This is a genomic window from Bradyrhizobium sp. JYMT SZCCT0180 (assembly GCF_018130165.1).
Classification (GTDB): Bacteria; Pseudomonadota; Alphaproteobacteria; order Rhizobiales; family Xanthobacteraceae; genus Bradyrhizobium.
The window spans coordinates 238068-255326 of record NZ_JAFCLZ010000003.1 but is presented as its reverse complement, the minus strand read 5'-3'; the positions used below and the strand labels follow the sequence as shown (position 1 = coordinate 255326).

At 63.5% G+C, this 17259-nt stretch carries 18 protein-coding genes; 9 read left to right on the top strand and 9 right to left on the bottom strand.

What is annotated here, in order from left to right; translation table 11 throughout:
* Positions 1 to 60: 60 nt before the first annotated feature.
* Positions 61 to 837, bottom strand: coding sequence for an outer membrane protein (locus JQ641_RS06155; RefSeq protein ID WP_211995055.1), 777 nt, complete (start codon positions 835 to 837; stop codon positions 61 to 63).
* A gap of 277 nt (positions 838 to 1114) precedes the next feature.
* Here JQ641_RS06155 and JQ641_RS06150 point away from each other — a divergent pair, with 277 nt between their 5' ends.
* The 3 genes from JQ641_RS06150 to JQ641_RS06140 all read left to right on the top strand — a co-directional run bounded on the left by JQ641_RS06150 (position 1115) and on the right by JQ641_RS06140 (position 4184).
* Positions 1115 to 2152: a PrsW family glutamic-type intramembrane protease gene (locus tag JQ641_RS06150; RefSeq protein WP_211995052.1), complete on the top strand. Its 1038-nt coding sequence runs from the start codon at positions 1115 to 1117 to the stop codon at positions 2150 to 2152.
* Positions 2153 to 2262: 110 nt separating this feature from the next.
* Entirely contained in the window at positions 2263 to 2850 is a 588-nt protein-coding gene (locus JQ641_RS06145; protein WP_211995049.1) for an HdeD family acid-resistance protein, read from the top strand.
* A 248-nt stretch (positions 2851 to 3098) separates the two neighbouring features.
* Entirely contained in the window at positions 3099 to 4184 is a 1086-nt protein-coding gene (locus JQ641_RS06140; protein WP_211995048.1) for a 3-deoxy-7-phosphoheptulonate synthase, read from the top strand.
* Between the two features lie 115 nt (positions 4185 to 4299).
* Here the strand turns inward: JQ641_RS06140 and JQ641_RS06135 are convergent, their stop codons facing one another.
* From JQ641_RS06135 to epmA, 4 genes are read right to left on the bottom strand one after another with little or no spacing between them, the layout of a single operon-like run.
* Positions 4300 to 4539 (bottom strand): hypothetical protein, encoded by a 240-nt coding sequence (locus JQ641_RS06135; RefSeq protein WP_211995047.1) that lies wholly within the window; start codon positions 4537 to 4539, stop codon positions 4300 to 4302.
* A gap of 25 nt (positions 4540 to 4564) precedes the next feature.
* Positions 4565 to 4828 (bottom strand): hypothetical protein, encoded by a 264-nt coding sequence (locus JQ641_RS06130; protein WP_211995277.1) that lies wholly within the window; start codon positions 4826 to 4828, stop codon positions 4565 to 4567.
* Complete coding sequence (locus JQ641_RS06125) at positions 4779 to 5870, bottom strand: lysine-2,3-aminomutase-like protein (protein WP_211995044.1); 1092 nt, start codon at positions 5868 to 5870, stop codon at positions 4779 to 4781. The genes JQ641_RS06130 and JQ641_RS06125 overlap by 50 nt, the downstream gene beginning before the upstream one ends.
* Entirely contained in the window at positions 5867 to 6919 is a 1053-nt protein-coding gene (gene epmA / locus JQ641_RS06120) for an EF-P lysine aminoacylase EpmA (protein WP_211995042.1), read from the bottom strand. Before epmA ends, JQ641_RS06125 begins: the two co-directional genes overlap by 4 nt.
* A gap of 251 nt (positions 6920 to 7170) precedes the next feature.
* Here epmA and JQ641_RS06115 point away from each other — a divergent pair, with 251 nt between their 5' ends.
* The 3 genes from JQ641_RS06115 (at position 7171) to JQ641_RS06105 (ending at position 10314) form a co-directional block, all read left to right on the top strand.
* The gene (locus tag JQ641_RS06115; RefSeq protein ID WP_249150224.1) at positions 7171 to 7947 is read left to right on the top strand and encodes a hypothetical protein; all 777 of its coding nucleotides are present in this window, start codon (positions 7171 to 7173) and stop codon (positions 7945 to 7947) included.
* Between the two features lie 167 nt (positions 7948 to 8114).
* Positions 8115 to 8681 (top strand): elongation factor P, encoded by a 567-nt coding sequence (efp, locus tag JQ641_RS06110; RefSeq protein ID WP_211995039.1) that lies wholly within the window; start codon positions 8115 to 8117, stop codon positions 8679 to 8681.
* 64 nt (positions 8682 to 8745) lie between these two features.
* Positions 8746 to 10314 carry a M23 family peptidase gene (locus JQ641_RS06105; protein ID WP_249150242.1) on the top strand — a complete coding sequence of 523 codons (1569 nt, stop codon included), beginning with the start codon at positions 8746 to 8748 and terminating at the stop codon, positions 10312 to 10314.
* Here JQ641_RS06105 and JQ641_RS06100 read toward each other — a convergent pair.
* Positions 10311 to 10790, bottom strand: coding sequence for a carboxymuconolactone decarboxylase family protein (locus JQ641_RS06100; protein WP_211995267.1), 480 nt, complete (start codon positions 10788 to 10790; stop codon positions 10311 to 10313). The genes JQ641_RS06105 and JQ641_RS06100 overlap by 4 nt on opposite strands.
* Positions 10791 to 11011: 221 nt before the next feature.
* Between JQ641_RS06100 and JQ641_RS06095 the strand changes: the two genes are divergently transcribed.
* Both JQ641_RS06095 and JQ641_RS06090 read left to right on the top strand, forming a co-directional pair.
* Positions 11012 to 11470 (top strand): MarR family winged helix-turn-helix transcriptional regulator, encoded by a 459-nt coding sequence (locus JQ641_RS06095; RefSeq protein WP_211995266.1) that lies wholly within the window; start codon positions 11012 to 11014, stop codon positions 11468 to 11470.
* 99 nt (positions 11471 to 11569) lie between these two features.
* Positions 11570 to 12805 carry a lytic murein transglycosylase gene (locus tag JQ641_RS06090; protein WP_211995035.1) on the top strand — a complete coding sequence of 412 codons (1236 nt, stop codon included), beginning with the start codon at positions 11570 to 11572 and terminating at the stop codon, positions 12803 to 12805.
* A gap of 124 nt (positions 12806 to 12929) precedes the next feature.
* On the opposite strand, the gene JQ641_RS06085 is transcribed toward JQ641_RS06090, so the two are convergent.
* Genes JQ641_RS06085 through recJ form a run of 3 tightly spaced genes read right to left on the bottom strand, consistent with a single transcriptional unit; the run spans position 12930 to position 16077 of the window.
* Complete coding sequence (locus tag JQ641_RS06085) at positions 12930 to 13742, bottom strand: glucose 1-dehydrogenase (RefSeq protein ID WP_211995032.1); 813 nt, start codon at positions 13740 to 13742, stop codon at positions 12930 to 12932.
* Positions 13743 to 13800: 58 nt separating this feature from the next.
* A complete protein-coding gene (locus JQ641_RS06080; RefSeq protein WP_211995031.1) occupies positions 13801 to 14226 on the bottom strand; it encodes a hypothetical protein in 426 nt (141 codons plus the stop codon).
* 9 nt (positions 14227 to 14235) lie between these two features.
* The gene (recJ, locus tag JQ641_RS06075) at positions 14236 to 16077 is read right to left on the bottom strand and encodes a single-stranded-DNA-specific exonuclease RecJ (RefSeq protein WP_211995030.1); all 1842 of its coding nucleotides are present in this window, start codon (positions 16075 to 16077) and stop codon (positions 14236 to 14238) included.
* Positions 16078 to 16945: 868 nt separating this feature from the next.
* Between recJ and JQ641_RS06070 the strand changes: the two genes are divergently transcribed.
* Positions 16946 to 17158 (top strand): dodecin, encoded by a 213-nt coding sequence (locus tag JQ641_RS06070; protein ID WP_211995265.1) that lies wholly within the window; start codon positions 16946 to 16948, stop codon positions 17156 to 17158.
* Positions 17159 to 17259 lie beyond the last annotated feature (101 nt).

The following is a 17259-nucleotide window of genomic DNA, read 5'->3' as shown; positions in this document are numbered from 1 at the left end:
GGCTTTTAATTAGTCTCGGGAAGAACTCAGTACCGGGTACCAGGCTCAGTCCTTGAAGGCTCAGTACCTTGCGACGACCGGGCCACCCCAGTTGAACTTGTAGTTCACGCCAACCAGTGCCGTGGAAACTTCCAGCTTCGTCCGCACGATGTCGGGATTTCCGACGGCGGCGGGCGCAGTCGCAAACACGACGTCCTTGTGACCGAAATCCATGTAGTTGTATTCGCCGAACACCGACCAGCCCGGAGCGAACATCCATTCGAGACCGCCGCCGATGGTCCAGCCACTGCGGCTGACGCCGTAAGCGGTTTCGGACAGCAGCACGCCACCCGGCTGGAAGATCTCATAGTCAGTCTTGGTCCAGGCGCCACCACCCTTGATGTAGCCGAGCAACTGGGGCGTGAACAGGTAGCCCAGGCGGCCCGTTACCGTGAAGATGTCCTTGGTGTTGACATCCGACCTGAACGTCGGGAAGGCCGTCAGGAAATGCGAGCTGTCGATGCGCGCGTAGTTGTACATGCCCTGGATGCCGAGCACCCAATTGCCAGCAAACTGGTAGTCGCAGCCGATCTGAGCGCCGCCGACAAAATCGCTACCGTCGCTCCCACCGTAATTGGTGGCCGGAACAACCGGTCCGACGTTGACGATGCCGACTCGATCCTGCGTGGTTCGTGCCCAGCCGCCGCCGATGTTGCCGCCGATGTAGCAGCCGGTCCAGTTGTACACCACGACCGGAGCCGGAGGCGGCGCCTTGGCGTAACGGGGAGCCATGTCAGCCGCAACAGCTGATCCGGTCATCGCGACAGCTGCAAGCATTCCCAGTGCAAATTTCTTCATGTTGATTCCCCTTGGGCGATAATTGCTGCCAATGGTTGTAGAGGAATTACGCAGTTAATGCTGTGGCGTGGCGGTCACAGTCAGGAGGAAAGAGTCGGGCTCGAAGTTCCCCTGATCAACGCCCCTGCCCGCTCCCGAATTGCTGGGAAACCCATTTCCAAACGCTCGGTTAGTCGGCCCGTACCCTTCGCCTTTGGCGACAACAAGTCGCGTTTGCCTTCCTTGCAAAGCGCTGAATTTACGGCCATTTTCGATCCATTCGAACAAAGTCCCCTGAATGCTCCTGCTTCAATCCCTCCCGACCGTCATCGGCGTCGCCGCGATCGCGCCCGCGTTGCTTTTGCTGTGGCTGGTCATCGCCGCTGACGAGCGTCCCGGGCCGGCCGCCCGGGTGTGGATGGCCTTCGTCCTCGGCGCGGCCAGTATTTCGCTGCTCGGAATCGCACGGGCGCCGTTTGCCGCGATTCTCGCAGTCCCCGGAAATCCCTGGATGACCCAGGGGCTCCGCTCGGTGTTCGGCGTTGCCGCGCCCGAGGAGATCGTCAAGGTGCTCGTGATCATCGGAGTGTCGTGGAAGCGCCGCACCTATGCCGATCCGATGGACACTGTTGTTTACGGCGCGGCCGCGGGCCTCGGATTCGCAGCCTACGAAAATCTCGCTTACCTGGTGCAGCACGCCGACATGTGGCGATCGCTGGCGGCATTGCGCAGCGTCCTCACCGTGCCGTTCCACGGTGCGCTCGGCATCATCGCCGGCGCCTATATCGCGATCGCACGCGCCGGTACCGCACTCGGTGCCAACCGGCACAATCGCGACCTCGCCCGCATCTCGAGCTGGATGCTGGCCTTGTTTGCGCCCGTCGCGTTGCATGCGGCGTTCGATTTTCCGCTGCTGATTCTGCAAAAGCATCCCGATCTCGGCTCCACCACGCGGATGCTGCTGGGAACGGCCAGCCTGATCATCGGCTTCAGCTCGATCGGATTTGCGGCGCGGCTGGTGCGGCGTGTCGGCCGCCATCACGCGCCGCGCACCGAGATCGCGCGCGAGCGGCTGAGCCAGTTGCGGCGGATGTGGGCGCTACTGGTCGTGGGCGGCGGCGCCGGCTTTGCGGGCGTGTCGTTCCTGCTGACCTCGCTGCACCACTGGTTCATCAACCCGGAACGCAACGCCTCGCTGGTGCTGATCCCGATCGGTTTCACATCGATCCTGCTCGGCCTCGCGCTGCTGGTCGCAACCACGGCTGTCTACGTCTTTGGCCGGAACCGGATGCGAACGACGTCGGAGGGCTTTTCGTCGGCGAGCGAGGCTGGTTAGCGCGTCAGCTAAAGTTGGACGCGTTTTCCTTGCGCCAATTCCTTGCGCCAACCATTCCTGTTCGCTCGAAAACGCTCTAGTATCGGCCCGTGCGTACCGGGAGAGCTGTGATGACCCTTCCCCAAGATAGGCTTCCCAAGGACATCGCCAAATTGCAGTCCGACATGGGCGCCGCCGTGAAGACGCATTGGAAAGCCTTCCTGTTCGAAGGCATCCTGCTTGCGGTGCTCGGCCTGGCCGCAATGATCGTGCCGCCGCTGGCAAGCCTGGCGGTTGCAATCTTCTTGGGCTGGATGTTCCTGATCAGCGGGATCGCCGGGCTGGTCGTCACCTACTGGGCCCGGCAGATGCCGGGCTTCTGGTGGTCGCTGTTTTCCGCAGCGCTGGCCGTGCTTGCCGGCCTCGTGCTGTTGGCGCGGCCGATGCAGGGCGTGCTGACGCTGACCATCATCGTCGGCGCCTACTTCCTGGTCGAAGGCGTCACCACCATCATGTACGCGCTGGAGCACCGCCGCGAATTGTCCGGGCGCTGGTCCTGGCTGCTGGTCTCGGGACTGATGGACATCCTGATCTCGTTCCTGATCATTGCTGGTCTTCCGGGTTCAGCGGAATGGGCGATCGGTCTCCTGGTCGGGATCAACCTGGTGCTTGGCGGCGCGTCGCTGGTCGGCATGGCGCTCGCCGCGCGCAAGGCCTGACACGGGCTGGCGCCGCGCGAGCCAATTCCCCCGCCGATTGGGGGATGACAAGTCCCGATGCGTGAGCTATAGAGCCGGCCATGATCATGATCGCCACCCGCAACTATTGGTATTTTAGCTTCGACAGCTCGCTGGCGGTGGGAGGATCACGCGCAATCTAAATAATTGCAGCAAAAAGTCCGAACAGCCGCCAAATCCTGGCGGCTTTTTTATTGGCCGGCAGGTTCTTCAAAACAGGAGCCAGAGCCGTGTTGAGCACCACCGACGATCTTCGAATAAGCGAACTGAAAGAGCTGACGACGCCGCAAGAGGTCATGCGCGAGATACCGCGCACTTTGACCGCCACGCGCATCGTGATGGCGGCACGCAACGCCATCCACGCGATCCTGAACGGAACCGATGACCGGCTTCTGGTCGTTGTCGGCCCCTGCTCGGTGCACGATCCCGCTGCGGCCGTGGATTATGCCGAACGCCTCGTCGCTCTGCGCGAGCGGCTGGCCGACCGCCTCGAGATCGTGATGCGGGTCTATTTCGAGAAGCCGCGCACGACGGTCGGCTGGAAGGGATTGATCAACGATCCCGGCCTCGACGGCAGCTTCGACATCAACAGGGGCCTGCGTCTCGCCCGCAACGTGCTTTCGGCGGTGAACAATCTTGGTCTGCCGGCCGGCACCGAATTCCTCGACATGACGACGCCGCAATACATCGCCGACCTGGTGGCGTGGGCGGCGATCGGCGCGCGAACCACGGAAAGCCAGATCCATCGCGAGCTCGCGTCCGGGCTTTCCTGCGCGGTCGGCTTCAAGAACGGGACCGACGGCAATGTGCGCATCGCGGCCGAGGCCGTGAAGTCGGCGTCGCATCCCCACCATTTCATGGCGGTCACCAAGGGCGGACGTTCGGCGATCGCCGCCACGACCGGCAATGATGACTGCCACATCATCCTGCGCGGCGGCAGCAAGCCGAACTATGACGCTGGCAGCGTCGATGCCGCTTCGGCCGAACTCACCCGTTCAGGCGTGACACCGCGGATCATGATCGACACCAGCCACGCCAACAGCAGCAAGAAGCCCGAGAACCAGCCCTTGGTTGCGGCCGACATCGCGCAGCAGATATCCGCTGGTGAAACACGCATCACGGGCGTGATGATGGAGAGCAATCTCGTCGCGGGCCGCCAGGATGTCGTGCCGGGCAAGCCGCTCACCTATGGTCAGAGCATCACGGACGGCTGCATCGACTGGGAAACCACCGTGCAGGCGCTCAACGTCCTGGCCGACGCCGTCGAGGCGAGACGGAGCCTGGCACGCCGGCCGTTCAATGAACGGTCGGCTTAAGAAGTCGTACTCGAACAAAACGTTACGGCCAGAGTCTGCTCAAGTCGATTAAGCGGACTCTGGCCGGTCAGGCCGTGGACCATGGTTCTGGGGCGCGCGGTCCTTGCACCGCCGCCTAGCAGCCGCGGCAGATGCTCTTGATCTTGCGATCCAGCAGGGCATTTTCCTTGCTCAGGGGATCGTTCGGATCGTTCATGTTCTTCGGTTCGGGAACGTCGCTGGCGCGTGGCTGGCGATGACCAATCGGCGCCTGGATCACTTTGTCCGAATTTTTCGGCACCGACGAGCCTTGCGCGAACACCTCCGGACTACCGGTCAGAACCAGAAGCGCCACCGACAGGATTAATTTTCGCATTTTGGTTCTCCCGTTCTCATTCCGGTTATCGCGCCGGAACATCAATCGTTCCACAATTGCGACGCCCCTGGGCCGCGCAATCCTGCGCCCTTCGTACATCGGCCATGGTGCTGAGCAACCAGATACCGGTCGCTACCAGCACCGCGAAGAAAGCCAGCATTACCGCGTTTTCGATGGCGCGGCTGCTCTCGTCTTCCGGCGGCTTCTGCCCTCCCTCATCCCCATCCGTCATCGCCGGTTCATGGCTTCGGCGGATAGAGGTGAACGTCACCGCAATAATCGACGACACGATAACGCGCTTCCGAGGATAGTTCACGTTCCCCGGAATTTGGATGCGACAAATAATGCGGGCCGATCGGCGCCTTGCCGTGGCCGCCGGGAATATCGAGCACGTAATCGGGCTGACATAGCCCGGAAACGCGTCCGCGCAGGCCCCGCATCAATTCCTGCCCCTGCTCGATCGTAGTGCGAAGATGTGCGGTTCCCGGCGCGAGATCGCCATGGTGCAGGTAATACGGCTTGATCCGGCATTCGACGAAGGACCGCATCAGGGCTTCCAGCGTCGCCGCATCGTCATTGACACCGCGGAGCAGCACCGACTGGCTCACCAGGGGGATGCCGGCATCGACGAGCCGGGCGCAAGCGGCGCGGGCCTCCGCGGTCAGCTCGCGCGGATGGTTGGCGTGAACCGCGACCCAGGTCGTGGCGCCACCAACCTTCAATGCCGCGACCATCTCGTCGCTGATTCGCGCGGGAGCCGCGACCGGCACGCGGGTGTGAAGGCGGATGATCTTGACGTGATCGACGGCGGCGATATCGGCCATGATCTCGGCCAACCGGCGCGGCGACAGCATCAGGGGATCGCCGCCGGTCAGGATGACTTCCCAGATCTCCGGGTGACCACCGATATAATCGAGCGCGTCACGATAGGCGCTGTCCGACAGCGCCGTTGCCTTGCCGGGGCCCACCATCTCGCGGCGAAAACAGAAGCGGCAATACACCGCGCAAACGTGAACCAGCTTGAACAACACGCGATCCGGATAGCGATGGACGATGCCGGCGACCGGCGAATGGGCGTCATCGCCGATCGGATCGGCGCGCTCGCCGGCCTCCTGCACCAGTTCCAGCGTGCTTGGAACGAACTGCCGCGCGATCGGGTCGTTTGGGTCCTCGCTATCGATCAGCGCGGCGATATCCGGCGTCACCGCGATCGCGTAGCGCGCCGCAACCCGTTCGAGATCGGCCAGTTCAGCCGCCGGCGCCAGCCCGCAATCGACGAGTTCCGCCGGTTGCCGCAACGTCGCCGCCAATTTCGGATCGATCCTGTTCATGCTTCTCCCGCCGGTGGTGTCCATACCACCTGATCCACCCTGAGCGCACCGCTTGCCAGCATCACCAGCCGGTCAAAACCGAGCGCGACACCGCTGGCCTCCGGCATCACGGCGACCGCCTGCAGAAAATCCTCGTCGAGCGGATAGCGCTCACCGTAACGCCGCGCTTTCTCGTCCATCGCCTGCGCAAAACGGCGGCGCTGTTCGGCGGCATCGGTCAATTCGCCAAATCCGTTCGCAAGCTCGACGCCGCAAGCGTAGATCTCGAACCGCTCGGCCACACGCGGATCGGACGCCTTCGCGCGCGCCAGCGCTGCCTCCGGCACCGGATACTCAAACAGTACCGTCAAACACCCCTGTCCGAGATTTGGTTCGATATGCTCGACCAGGACCTTGCTGAAGATATCGGACCAGGTGTCGTCGTCCGCAATCCGCACCCGCGATTTTGACGCCTCGGCGAGGGCCCGGCGATCCCCTTCGCCATCCGCGACCGTCGCCAGCAAGTCGATCCCGGCGAACCGCTCGAACGCGGTCGCGACCGTCAGCAATTCAGGTTCAGTGAAGGGATCGGCGATGCGGCCGCGAAACGAGAATTGCCCGATGCCCGTCGCCTGCGCCGCATGGGCGATGACCACAATCGTGTCGGCCATAATGGCGTCATATGCCGCGTTGGCGCGGTACCATTCCAGCATGGTGAATTCAGGCAAATGAAGATCGCCGCGCTCGCGGTCGCGGAACACGCGTGCAAACTCGAATATCTTGTCTTCGCCCGCCGCGAGCAGTTTCTTGGCCGCGAACTCCGGTGAAGTCCTCAAATAGCGCTGTGCGCGGGTTCCGTCTGCACCGGTCAGTGCGGTCTGGGGCGCATGCAGATGCGTTTCATTGCCCGGCGAGACCTGCAGGATGCCCGTCTCCGCCTCGGCGAATCCCTGCTCGTCGAACCAGGCCCGCAAGCCCTTCGTGATCGCGGCCCGCGCCATCAGGAACGGCTTCCGGTCGGCATGCCGCGCCGGCGACCACCATGGCGATGGCTGGTCGATCCCGGCCATCAGCAACGAGCCTGAGCGGCGCGCGAGCCTGCAGCGGCGCATGAACCGATGAAAAAGTTCAGGATATCGCCGGATATCATTGACACTACTCAATTTTCTCCGCTGGAAAGCAGGCATGCCGGGAAACACCGCGGATACCCCCGCATCCGGTTCCGTCTGTCATGTCGAAAGACGCACGTCTTGTCCATTCGCGCAATCGGCGCCGCGAACTTGAAGCTGCGCCCTGAACCTCGCGCCCATTGGGGCGTCCAATGGGCAGCAAATTGGAACGGAATGCACGCATGTCTGGCGGTTGGTTACGACGAACAGGGCTTCTGCTGGCAGGTATGCTGTTGCTCATCGTCACCACGCCAGCGCCCGCCAGCGCGACCGGCCCCGGGCCTGAGTTCAAACTGAAGACGGATGCGGATGACATTTTCACCTCACCCGACAGGCAAATTCGGGTTGAGCAATATGCCGCGGACAAGGGCGATGAAGGTTTTCTGTTCCAGTTCTGGACCTTCGACGAGGGGCGTCGACAGCCCTCGCTGCTGAATGCTGGTGAAGGCATCGATCTCGCCGGCTACCCCGCCGGCTTTCGCTTTACCCCGAACAGCCAGTGGCTGGTGCGCATGCAGAAAACCGGTGCCGGTTTCCAGACGCTGTTTCTGTACCGGCGGAACGGATTTCAATTTTCCTCCGCCACGCCGAAGCCGCTGAGCGAGATGGCCTGGGATTATTTCTGGAACTCGCCGGCAGCCAAAAAGCTGCGTCGCGACCCCAAGGACCGCGATTCGCTCGGTCACGTCTTTGCCGCGCTCGTCAAAGGAATGGACGACAATTACGCTTCATTGGGCCTGCATTGGCCGGATAGCCGCTACGTCGTGATCAGCCTCTCCTTCGACGCCCAGGGCGAAGACAAGCCGCGGCCCTATATCGAGGACTGGTGGTGCGCCTATGACCTGAAAACCGGGACATTTACGGTCCCCGCCGCCTTTGCCGCGCACAACGCCGAGGCCTTCACGTCCCCTCGCCCCAAGCGAAAATAACCAGGAAGCAGGCCTGCGATCGGGACCCACGGCAACCTGCCGGAACGGGCCGCAAAAGGCTGGTATCTGGGGGGCAAATCAGTATGTTGCAGCCCGAAACCGCCTCAGGCGGCCGCCGGACACAATTGTCCTGACCGGTCGGAGGCCAGAAATTCAGGAAAACCGCTTTGAAAGTCATCGCCAGTTCAATTCGCAAGGGCAACGTCATCGAGCAAGACGGCAAGCTCTATGTGGTTCTGACCGCCGAGAACATCCATCCCGGCAAGGGAACTCCGGTCAGTCAGATCGAAATGCGCCGGATCGGCGACGGTGTGAAGATTTCGGAACGCTACAAGACCACCGACCAGGTCGAGAAGGCCACGATCGAGGATCACAATTACAACTACCTCTATGAAGACGCCGACGGCTTCCATTTCATGAACGGCGAGACCTTCGACCAAGTCCAGGTGTCCAAGGAAATCATCGGCTCGGCCGCGCCCTATCTGCAGGAGAACATGTCGGTGAAGCTCTCGCTGCACGACATGGTTCCGGTGGCGATCCAGATGCCGCAGCGCGCAACGCTGGAGGTTGTCGAAACCGAGCCGGTCACCAAGGGTCAGACCGCGTCTTCGTCCTACAAACCTGCTATCCTTTCCAACGGCGTACGCACCAACGTGCCGCCGCACGTCGGAACGGGAACGCGGATCGTGGTCATGACCGAGGACGGCTCCTACGTCGAGCGCGCCAAGGACTAGGCGCCAAAGTTAGACATCGGGGCATGCGCCGGGGGGCGATGCATTGGGTACGAAGGCTGTCCGCTTGCTGCCCTGTTGGCTGGCAGCCTTCTCTTTGCTTACCGTCGGCGCTTCGGCCGACGAGTTCCGGACCCCTTCGATCTCGGCCATCCGCGTCGAATGGCGCGCGGTGCTGGATCAGCTCCGCTCCGAGATCAATACCCAGCCCGCGGTTGTGTCCGCCTTCACCTTTGCCAGCCAGCGGCGGGCGCCCCGCTGGGACCCGCGCTCGATGCCGGCGCTGATGCAACTGAACGCGATCACTTCCCCCGTCTTCCCGGGGATCGGACGCAGTCCGGTTCCGGTGCTGTTGCCGTTCGACACCGCAAGCTATCTCGATGCCCGCCAGAACGGCGTCCCCGACACAATCTCGGTATCGCGCTATCAGGCCGACTTTCGCCCGGCCGATCTGTTCCACGCCGGCGCCGCCGGCTACGACGCGATGTTTTCGCTTGAGCCGGGCGCGGGCGATGGCATGCCGCAGCGGACTTACGCTAAGCCCGTCGAGGTGCAGATCACGGGCTCGATCCTGACCTACGACCTCGCCGACCCGCTCGCCGGCAAGGGCGAGCCGGTCAAGGCGCTGGCGGCGCAATTCCCGGACCTGCGGCGCTTCATCCGCGAAGGCTATGTGCGCTTCGCCTTCACGCGCTTCGGCGTGCCCTATGTGGTGTCGATCCAGTGCCTCGACTCGACGCCGCGCCCGCGGCGGCTGGCCTGCCGCGAGGCCTATCCGGTCGCCGAACGTTTCCTCAAGGCGCTGCGCATCGCCGGCGGACAGCCGTCGCGGCCGCGCCGGGATGTTTCGTCCGAGATTGCCGAGCGGCCGATCGTACCCTCGCCCGACTTCACCTATCGCCCGAGCGGCGACATCGTCGCCAACAGCGGCGCGCGCAAGCGCGGCGGCCGCACCGATCTCACCGCCTATTCGCAGATCCGGTTTCCGCTGGAAAAGGCGCCCGCCTTCGCCCGCTCGCAATCCTTCGGCAAACGAAAACCCGATGAACGCGGATATCCCTGGCAGGACAATTTCTGCGAGGCGCGCAGTTTCGAGGTTGGCCAATGCGCCGCCGGTTTCGGCCATCAGGGGCAGGACATCCGTCCCGGCGCGTGCATGGCGCAGAACGGCGAAAGCCCGGGCAGTTGCGATCCGAAGCAGCAGGCGGTTGTCGCGGTTCGCGACGGCGTCCTGATCCGTTCGCTGAAACAACAGGCGGCGACGTTGCAGGTCAACACCCGTAACGAACACATCCGCTTCCGCTACATGCACATGAACCCGTCCAGCCTGGACGCGGACGGCATTCTCAACGGCCGCCAGGTCGCCGAGGGTGAAAAAATCGGCGTCGCCTCGAACTATCTCGACTTTCCCAACGGCACCTCGCTGCATCTGCATTTCGACGTTCAGGTGTTCACGCGGGACGGCTGGATCTGGGTCAATCCCTACACCACGCTGATCTCGGCCTATGAGCGCCTGCTGCGCGGCCGCGGGCGCGAGCTCGGCACCGACCCTGTCGCGCCGGCCGCTGTCGCCCACGCCCGGCCGGAAGACGTTCTCCGGCCCGACCCGCAGGAAGGTGGCGAGGGCGACAACTAGGACGCGGCAGCACCGACCGGCTTCTGCCGCGCCGGCGGGGTCCAGCGAAAGGCGGCGCCGAACCTGTTCCAGACGTTGATCGAGGCAATCGCCGAGGTGAGATAGGCCAGTTCCTTTTCCGAGAATTCGGCGCTCGCCTGCGCATAGACCTCGTCGCTGACGCCGCCGCTGAGCAACGTCAGCGCTTCCGTCCACGCCAAGGCCGCGCGTTCGCGGCGCGAGAATTGCGGCGCCTCGCGCCACACCACCACCAGGTTGAGCTTGTCGGCTGGCACGCCGAGGCTCTCGCTTTGCAGGATGTGATACTGCACGCAAAACGCGCAGCCGTTGATCTGCGAGGCGCGCAGCTTGATCAGTTCGAGCAGTTGCTTGTCGATGCCCGCCGCGGCCGCGACCTTGCCGAGCGCCAGCACGACCTCATAGGCCTCGGGCGCCAGCGCCATGAAATCCTTATACTCCTTGCGGGCATGTGACATGTTCATTGCCTTCTGTTATCAGTGTACTGATTTATTATAAGAGCCCTTATATGGCGCGCAAGATCAGAACTTCGGTAAAATCCAAACTGCGCCGGCCACGAAAAACGGCGGCCAAAAAATCCAAAAAAGCCGCCGCCGCAAAAAAACCTGCGCGCCGAAAATCCTCTCGCAAAGGCCCTCACCTGCGCCGGAAACAAAACGCCGGCGATCCCGTGCTCGCGATGATCCGCCCGCCGCCGCCCGGCGAAGGCAAGCGCGGCGAGCAAGGCCACCTCGCCTATTTGCTGCGGCAGGCCCAGGCTGCGACCCGGCTGACGCTGGAGCGGGCGCTCACCGAACTCGGCGTCACCACGCCGCAATTCGTGGTGCTGACGATGCTGCGGGCCTATCCCGGCCTGTCGGGCGCCGATCTCGCGCGGGTCGCGCTGCTGACCCCGCAGACCGTCGGTGTCATCATCCGCAATCTGGAGCGCGACGGCGCCATCCTGAAGACCCCGCACCCGATCCACGGCCGGGTGCTGCAATGGACACTGACCCGGCGCGGCACTGTCCTGCTCGACAAATGCCGCCGTCACGTCCAGGCGGTGGAACGGCGGCTGGCGGCCGGGCTCTCGGCCTCCGCCCAGGCGACAATCCGGCGCTGGCTCGCACGGGTCGCCGCACACTTTCAGCAGGCCTAGGGAGGCTATTCTACCTTCCGGAGTTCCGCGTTCCGGCTGCGACGACAGCGCCACGCAAATGCGCTTTGGTGAGCGCATCCTGCCCCGTACAATACCGCCATGGAACCCTTCGATTCTCTGAGATCGCCGACCCGCCGCGCCCTGCTGCAAGCCGGTATCGGCGCCGCTACTGTGCTCGCCAATCCGCTTGCCGCGTTGGCCGCAGCGCCGCCCGGCTTCGACGCGTGGCGCGATACATTCCGCGCTCGCGCGCTGGCGAAAGGCATATCGGACGCGACCTGGAGCCGCGTCATGGGCCGGATCGAGCCCGACATGTCCGTGTTCCGGCAGATGCAGAAGCAGCCCGAATTCCACGAGCAGATCTGGCAATACGTCAATCGCCGCGCCTCGGACTGGCGGATCACCGCGGGCAAGGAAGCGCTCCGGAAGAACGAGGCGCTGTTCACGCGGATCGAGCAGGACTTTGGCGTCGAGCGCGGCACGTTGCTGGCGCTGTGGGGCGTTGAATCCGCCTATGGCGATCCCCTGGTGCAGCAGAACCATATGCGCCCGATCTTTCCCTCGCTCGCCGCGCTGGCCTGGAACGAGCCGCGCCGCCGCGCCTATTGGGAAACCGAACTGATCAACGCGCTGAAGATCGTCGACCGCGGTTGGGGCACGCCGGAGGAAATGCGGGGCTCCTGGGCCGGCGCGATGGGGCATACCCAGTGGATGCCGGAAGTCTGGCTCAATGTCGGCATGGACTACGACAAGGACGGTCGCGTTTCGCCATTCGGCAGGCCCGATGACGCGCTGGGCTCGAGCGCGCGCTATCTGGTCAATCGCGGCAAGTACCACCGCGGCGAACATTGGGGCTATGAGGTCCGCGCCGGCGGTGCGTCCGGCAGCGGCAACCGCACCTATGCGGCGTGGGCCAGCGCCGGCGTCACCCGCGCCGACGGCAAGCCGTTCCCGCAACCGAATGCATCCGCGCAATTGTGGGTGCCGGTCGCCGGCGGACCGACGTTCCTGCTGGGGCCGAATTTCTATGCGGTGCGCAGCTACAATCCATCGATGAATTATGCGCTTGCGATCTGCCATCTCGGCGACCGCATTCTCGGCGCGCCGCCGTTCATTCATCCCTTCCCGGGCTCGGAACGCGCGCTGACGCTGGCCGAGGTGCAGGAGATGCAGACGCGGCTGACAAAAGCCGGCTTCGACACCGGCGGCACCGACGGCCGCGTCGGCAATGACACCATGAAGGCGGTTCGGGATTACCAGACCAAGATGGGCCTGTTGCCGGCCGATGGCTACGGCGGGCTCAAGGTGCTGGGGCGGTTGCGGCAAGGCGGTTAGCTCTTAAATTGCTTTCGTCATTCCGGGGCGCGCGTAGCGCGAGCCCGGAATCCATACTCACGATCGTGGTTATGGATTCCGGGCTCGATGCTTTGCATCGCCCCGGAATGACGGACAAACTTCGTCATTGCGCCGGCCGCGCGACCCCGCCTGCGCTCATGCCACCGTCGATCACGAGTTCCGTCCCTGTCACGTAGCTCGACGCATCGGAGGCGAGATACAAAACGCCTTTCGCGATGTCCATGGCATGGCCGGCGCGGGCCAGCGGCGTTGCGAATTTCGCACGCTCCTCGGGATCGATCGGCGCGTTCTGGCCGCGCCCCGCCGCCTCGGTCGCAATCTTGCCCCAGATCGGCGTGTCGATGATCCCGGGATGTACCGAGTTGACGCGGATGCCGTCGCCGAACGTCGCGCATTCCATCGCGATCGCTTTCGCAAACAGCCGGACGCCGCCCTTGGTCGCGCAATAACCGGACAGGCTGGCCGCGCCGCGAATGCCTGCGAGCGACGACATCATGATCACGGAGCCGCCGCCGGTCTTGCGCATCGCCGGCAGGCAATGCTTCACCGACAGGAACACGCCGTCGAGATTGATCGCGGTCTGCCGCCGCCAGTCTTCCAGCGACATCTCCGTGATCGAGGGCACCGCGATGCCGATGCCCGCGTTGGAAACCAGCACGTCGAGCCGGCCATAGCGCTTCATCACCTCGGCTACGACTTCGATCCAGCGCGCTTCGCTGGTGACGTCCTGCTGCAGGAAGACAGCCTCGTTGCCGGCCTTCTTGATCGCGGCGACAACCTCCGGCCCCTTCAGCTCATCGACATCGGTGACCACCACCGACGCGCCTTCGCGCGCCAGCAATTCGGCGCATGCCGCGCCAATGCCGGATGCGCCGCCGGTCACAAGTGCGACTTTTCCCTGAACCTGTCCTGCCATTTTCTGCTCCTGCTTTTTCTTATTGAAGGTCTACTTGATTACTGAATGCTTCCTGGTGCTAGCCATGTCGCCTGGCAAGCCATTCGACGAATAGCTCCACGTCGCTCCGATCATATCCCAGCAACCAGCCGATTGCCCTTTCCAGATCCGGTCGCCAGCCCGGCACCAATGTCCGGTAAATATCCTGAATCATCAGCATCGCAGGAATCCGCCACGCCTCGCCGGCGGTCGCATAGAGAATACGGCGCGTGCCCATTTCGGCACCATCGACCAACGGAAATCTCTCAACCCGTACGTCCTTGACGAACCTGCCTTCCAAGGTGAGCGCATCAAAGCGCTTGTCGGGATAATCCTCATACTCGACGTCATCCTCAATCAGAAACATGCTGAGATGCTTCTTTCCCTCCAGCATCAGCTGTAGTTCGCGCCCATCATGAGGGCCGACAAATGATGGTGGAGTGGCGTCCTCAGCCGAGTCGTTCATGTGGAAATCCTACCTGATCAGGGCCGGTCCCTGATCGGGCACGGCGACATCGATCACGCGCAATTGCACGCGCTCGGTGCCTTGATAGCGATCGACCGCGAGCGATCCTGCGACATGCAGCGGCTGGCCGCGGTTTTGCGTCAGGGCGTGGCCGAGCTTTTGCCCGACGGACCGGAACGCGATGCCGTTGACGATGACGCCGTCGCCGGATTTGAAGCGCACGCGCAGATGCGCCTGCCCCACTTCGTCGGCATAGACCAGCTGATGCGCCGGCAGTGCGATCACAGGCTCCGGATTGCCGGCGCCGAACGGCCCGGCGCGGTTCAGGATGCCCGCGAACTCCGGTGTCACGCTGCGGGCGCTGACCGCGCCGTCGATGAACAGCTCGTTTTCGTGACGGGAGCTGGCGACGTCTTCCGCGAGCGCGCTTTCCATATAGGCGCGAAACTCCGCGAGCTTTTCCTTGCGCAGCGTCACGCCCGCGGCCATGGCGTGTCCACCGCCCTTCATCAGCAGTTTTTCCTTCACCGCCTGCCGCACCGCCTTGCCTAGATCGACGCCCGAGATCGAGCGGCCGGAACCGGTGCCGATGCCGCCCGGCTCCAGCGCGATCGCAAACGCCGGCCGCGCGAATTTTTCCTTGAGCCGCGAGGCGACGAGGCCGACGACGCCGGGATGCCAGCCTTCGGAGGCCGTGACGATGACGGACCCCTTGTCCTCGAGCCCGAGCGAAGCCAGCGCCTCGGCTTCGGCCTGCGCTTCCGCCGCCTGCTCGATGATGCGGCGCTCGGAGTTCAGCCGATCGAGTTCGGCGGCGATCCGCGCGGCCTCGGAGATATCGCCTTCCAGCAACAGCCGTACGCCCAAATCAGCCCGGCCGATGCGGCCGCCGGCGTTGATGCGCGGCCCCAGCATGAAGCCGAGATGCCAGGCCTCGGGCGGGCCGTTGAGCCGCGATACGTCCATCAGCGCGGTATGCCCGACATGGTCGCGGCGACGCATCGCAATCAGGCCCTTGGCGACGAACGCACGGTTGAGCCCGGTCAGCGGCGCGACATCGGCCACGGTGCCGAGCGCCACGTGATGCAGCATCCCCAGAAGGTCCGGCTCCGGCCGTTCGCTGTTCCAGAAGCCGCGGCCGCGTAATTCCCTGTTAACGGCGACCAGCGTCACCAGCACGAGGCCGACGGCGGCGAGATAACCGAGGCCGGAGAGATCATCGGCGCGGTTCGGATTCACCAGCGCGTCGACTTCGGGCAGTTCGTCGCCGGTCTGATGGTGATCGATGACGACGACGGACATCCCGAGCTTTCGTGCTTCCGCCAGCGGCTCGATGCTGGTGGTTCCGCAATCGACCGTCACCAGCAATGTCGCGCCCTTGCCCGAAAGCGCGCGCACGGCCTCCACATTGGGCCCGTAGCCTTCGAAGATGCGGTCGGGGATGTGGATCAAGGGATCGAGCCCGCAATGGCGCAAATGCCAGGTCAGCAGCGCCGCGGAGGTCGCGCCGTCGACATCGTAATCGCCGAAGATCGCGACCTTCTCGCCGCGCGTGGCCGCGTCCGCGATGCGTTTGGCCGCGGTCTCCATCTGCGTCACGGTGTGGGGATCCGGCATCAATTTGCGGATGGTGGGATCGAGAAAATCCTCGACCGCGTCGATCTCGACGTCGCGGCCCGCGATCACCCGCGCCAGCATTTCCGGCAGCTGGTAGCGCTGCACGATCGCCAGCGCCTTCGCCGCGCCCCTGGCATCGAGCCGGTCGCGCCACAATTTTCCGGTCGCCGATTGCGACACGCCGAGAAACGCCGGCGGCAATTCAACGGGCAAAGCGGTGGCGGGAGGCGTCATGGGGCTTTCGGTCTAGCGGGCCTGGGGTCAGCCCGCCATATCTGCGCAGTTCCGGATTCAATGTCAAAGCAAACAGACGTGCGTCAACGGCTCGCGGCGCTGGTCGCCCGAGGTTTGCAGGAAGTTTTCGCCCCCTCGAAGTCAGAGGGCGCAGGGAATGCCGGATGCGCGCTGCACCCGCGGTCTCGTGTGCGAATTGTGCTAAGTAGGCTGCACACGAGCATACAGGGCAGCGGAGAGCATCCGACATTCCCTGCGCAATGGCTTTACGGCTTATGACGCGCTCTCCCCGGTGAGACGGCCTCTATTGCCACCGTCGCCCCTCGGAAGCGTTAGCTCCCGAAAGACTTGACGCCGTTACGGGCGCCAGGACCACACGCTTTTGCCGTACGCATCAGCCGCGACCGTCAATCGCAACGTCAACGTCCACCGCATCCCCGTCCCTCGTCGTGACGACGGCCGACGCCCCTCTTGATAGGACGGGATGGCGATAGATGCGCACTGATTTGGGCCTGATGGCAACAAGAATATTTTTGATTTTCGGAATCTTTTGACTTGACACGATTTCTGTAATTCGGAACTGATTTGCCCGTCGGGTTGTTTTGTCGCACTCAGCCGCCGTTGCATGCGGAGCGAAGCAATCCATGCCACAGCCTGGAGCGAGATGGATTGCTTCGCTCCGCTCGCAATAACAGGATGGGACGACATCCGAATTAGACCGTTAGATGCGCCTGCATGGGAACCACTCCGGTTGCATCTGGTTATTGTTTGCGAAATCATCACGACAGCCCTTGTCGTTGTCGCATCGCCGCCTTCGGTCGGGGCGAAGGGATGCATCAAGGGGCGCAATCGGCCGGGAGGCTCCAACATGAAAAATCATGTTTACAAAATTCTTGAAATCGTCGGCTCTTCCCAAACCAGCATTGAGGATGCCATCAGCACCGCGGTCGAACTGGCCGGCAAGACAGTTCGGAACATGGATTGGTTTGAAGTCATTGAAACCCGAGGGCACATCAAGGACGGCAAGATTGCGCACTATCAGGTAGCCCTCAAGATCGGCTTTACGCTGGAAACGCAATAGCCGGCGCGTAGCCCGCATCAGATCACGGCAAGGGCCCGGGATGTCGCGGAGCCTGTTATCGGGCGCGCATTCGCGCGATCCCCATTGGCTCATCCGGGCTA

Excerpts from the sequence above, each read along its gene's own strand:
- JQ641_RS06155 (WP_211995055.1), bottom strand. The coding sequence starts at position 837 with ATGAAGAAATTTGCACTGGGAATGCTTGCAGCTGTCGCGATGACCGGA.
- JQ641_RS06150 (WP_211995052.1), top strand. The coding sequence starts at position 1,115 with ATGCTCCTGCTTCAATCCCTCCCGACCGTCATCGGCGTCGCCGCGATC.
- JQ641_RS06145 (WP_211995049.1), top strand. The coding sequence starts at position 2,263 with ATGACCCTTCCCCAAGATAGGCTTCCCAAGGACATCGCCAAATTGCAG.
- JQ641_RS06135 (WP_211995047.1), bottom strand. The coding sequence starts at position 4,539 with ATGCGAAAATTAATCCTGTCGGTGGCGCTTCTGGTTCTGACCGGTAGT.
- JQ641_RS06125 (WP_211995044.1), bottom strand. The coding sequence starts at position 5,870 with ATGAACAGGATCGATCCGAAATTGGCGGCGACGTTGCGGCAACCGGCG.
- epmA (WP_211995042.1), bottom strand. The coding sequence starts at position 6,919 with ATGGCCGGGATCGACCAGCCATCGCCATGGTGGTCGCCGGCGCGGCAT.
- JQ641_RS06115 (WP_249150224.1), top strand. The coding sequence starts at position 7,171 with ATGGGCAGCAAATTGGAACGGAATGCACGCATGTCTGGCGGTTGGTTA.
- JQ641_RS06100 (WP_211995267.1), bottom strand. The coding sequence starts at position 10,790 with ATGTCACATGCCCGCAAGGAGTATAAGGATTTCATGGCGCTGGCGCCC.
- JQ641_RS06095 (WP_211995266.1), top strand. The coding sequence starts at position 11,012 with ATGATCCGCCCGCCGCCGCCCGGCGAAGGCAAGCGCGGCGAGCAAGGC.
- JQ641_RS06090 (WP_211995035.1), top strand. The coding sequence starts at position 11,570 with ATGGAACCCTTCGATTCTCTGAGATCGCCGACCCGCCGCGCCCTGCTG.
- JQ641_RS06085 (WP_211995032.1), bottom strand. The coding sequence starts at position 13,742 with ATGGCAGGACAGGTTCAGGGAAAAGTCGCACTTGTGACCGGCGGCGCA.
- JQ641_RS06080 (WP_211995031.1), bottom strand. The coding sequence starts at position 14,226 with ATGAACGACTCGGCTGAGGACGCCACTCCACCATCATTTGTCGGCCCT.
- recJ (WP_211995030.1), bottom strand. The coding sequence starts at position 16,077 with ATGACGCCTCCCGCCACCGCTTTGCCCGTTGAATTGCCGCCGGCGTTT.
- JQ641_RS06070 (WP_211995265.1), top strand. The coding sequence starts at position 16,946 with ATGAAAAATCATGTTTACAAAATTCTTGAAATCGTCGGCTCTTCCCAA.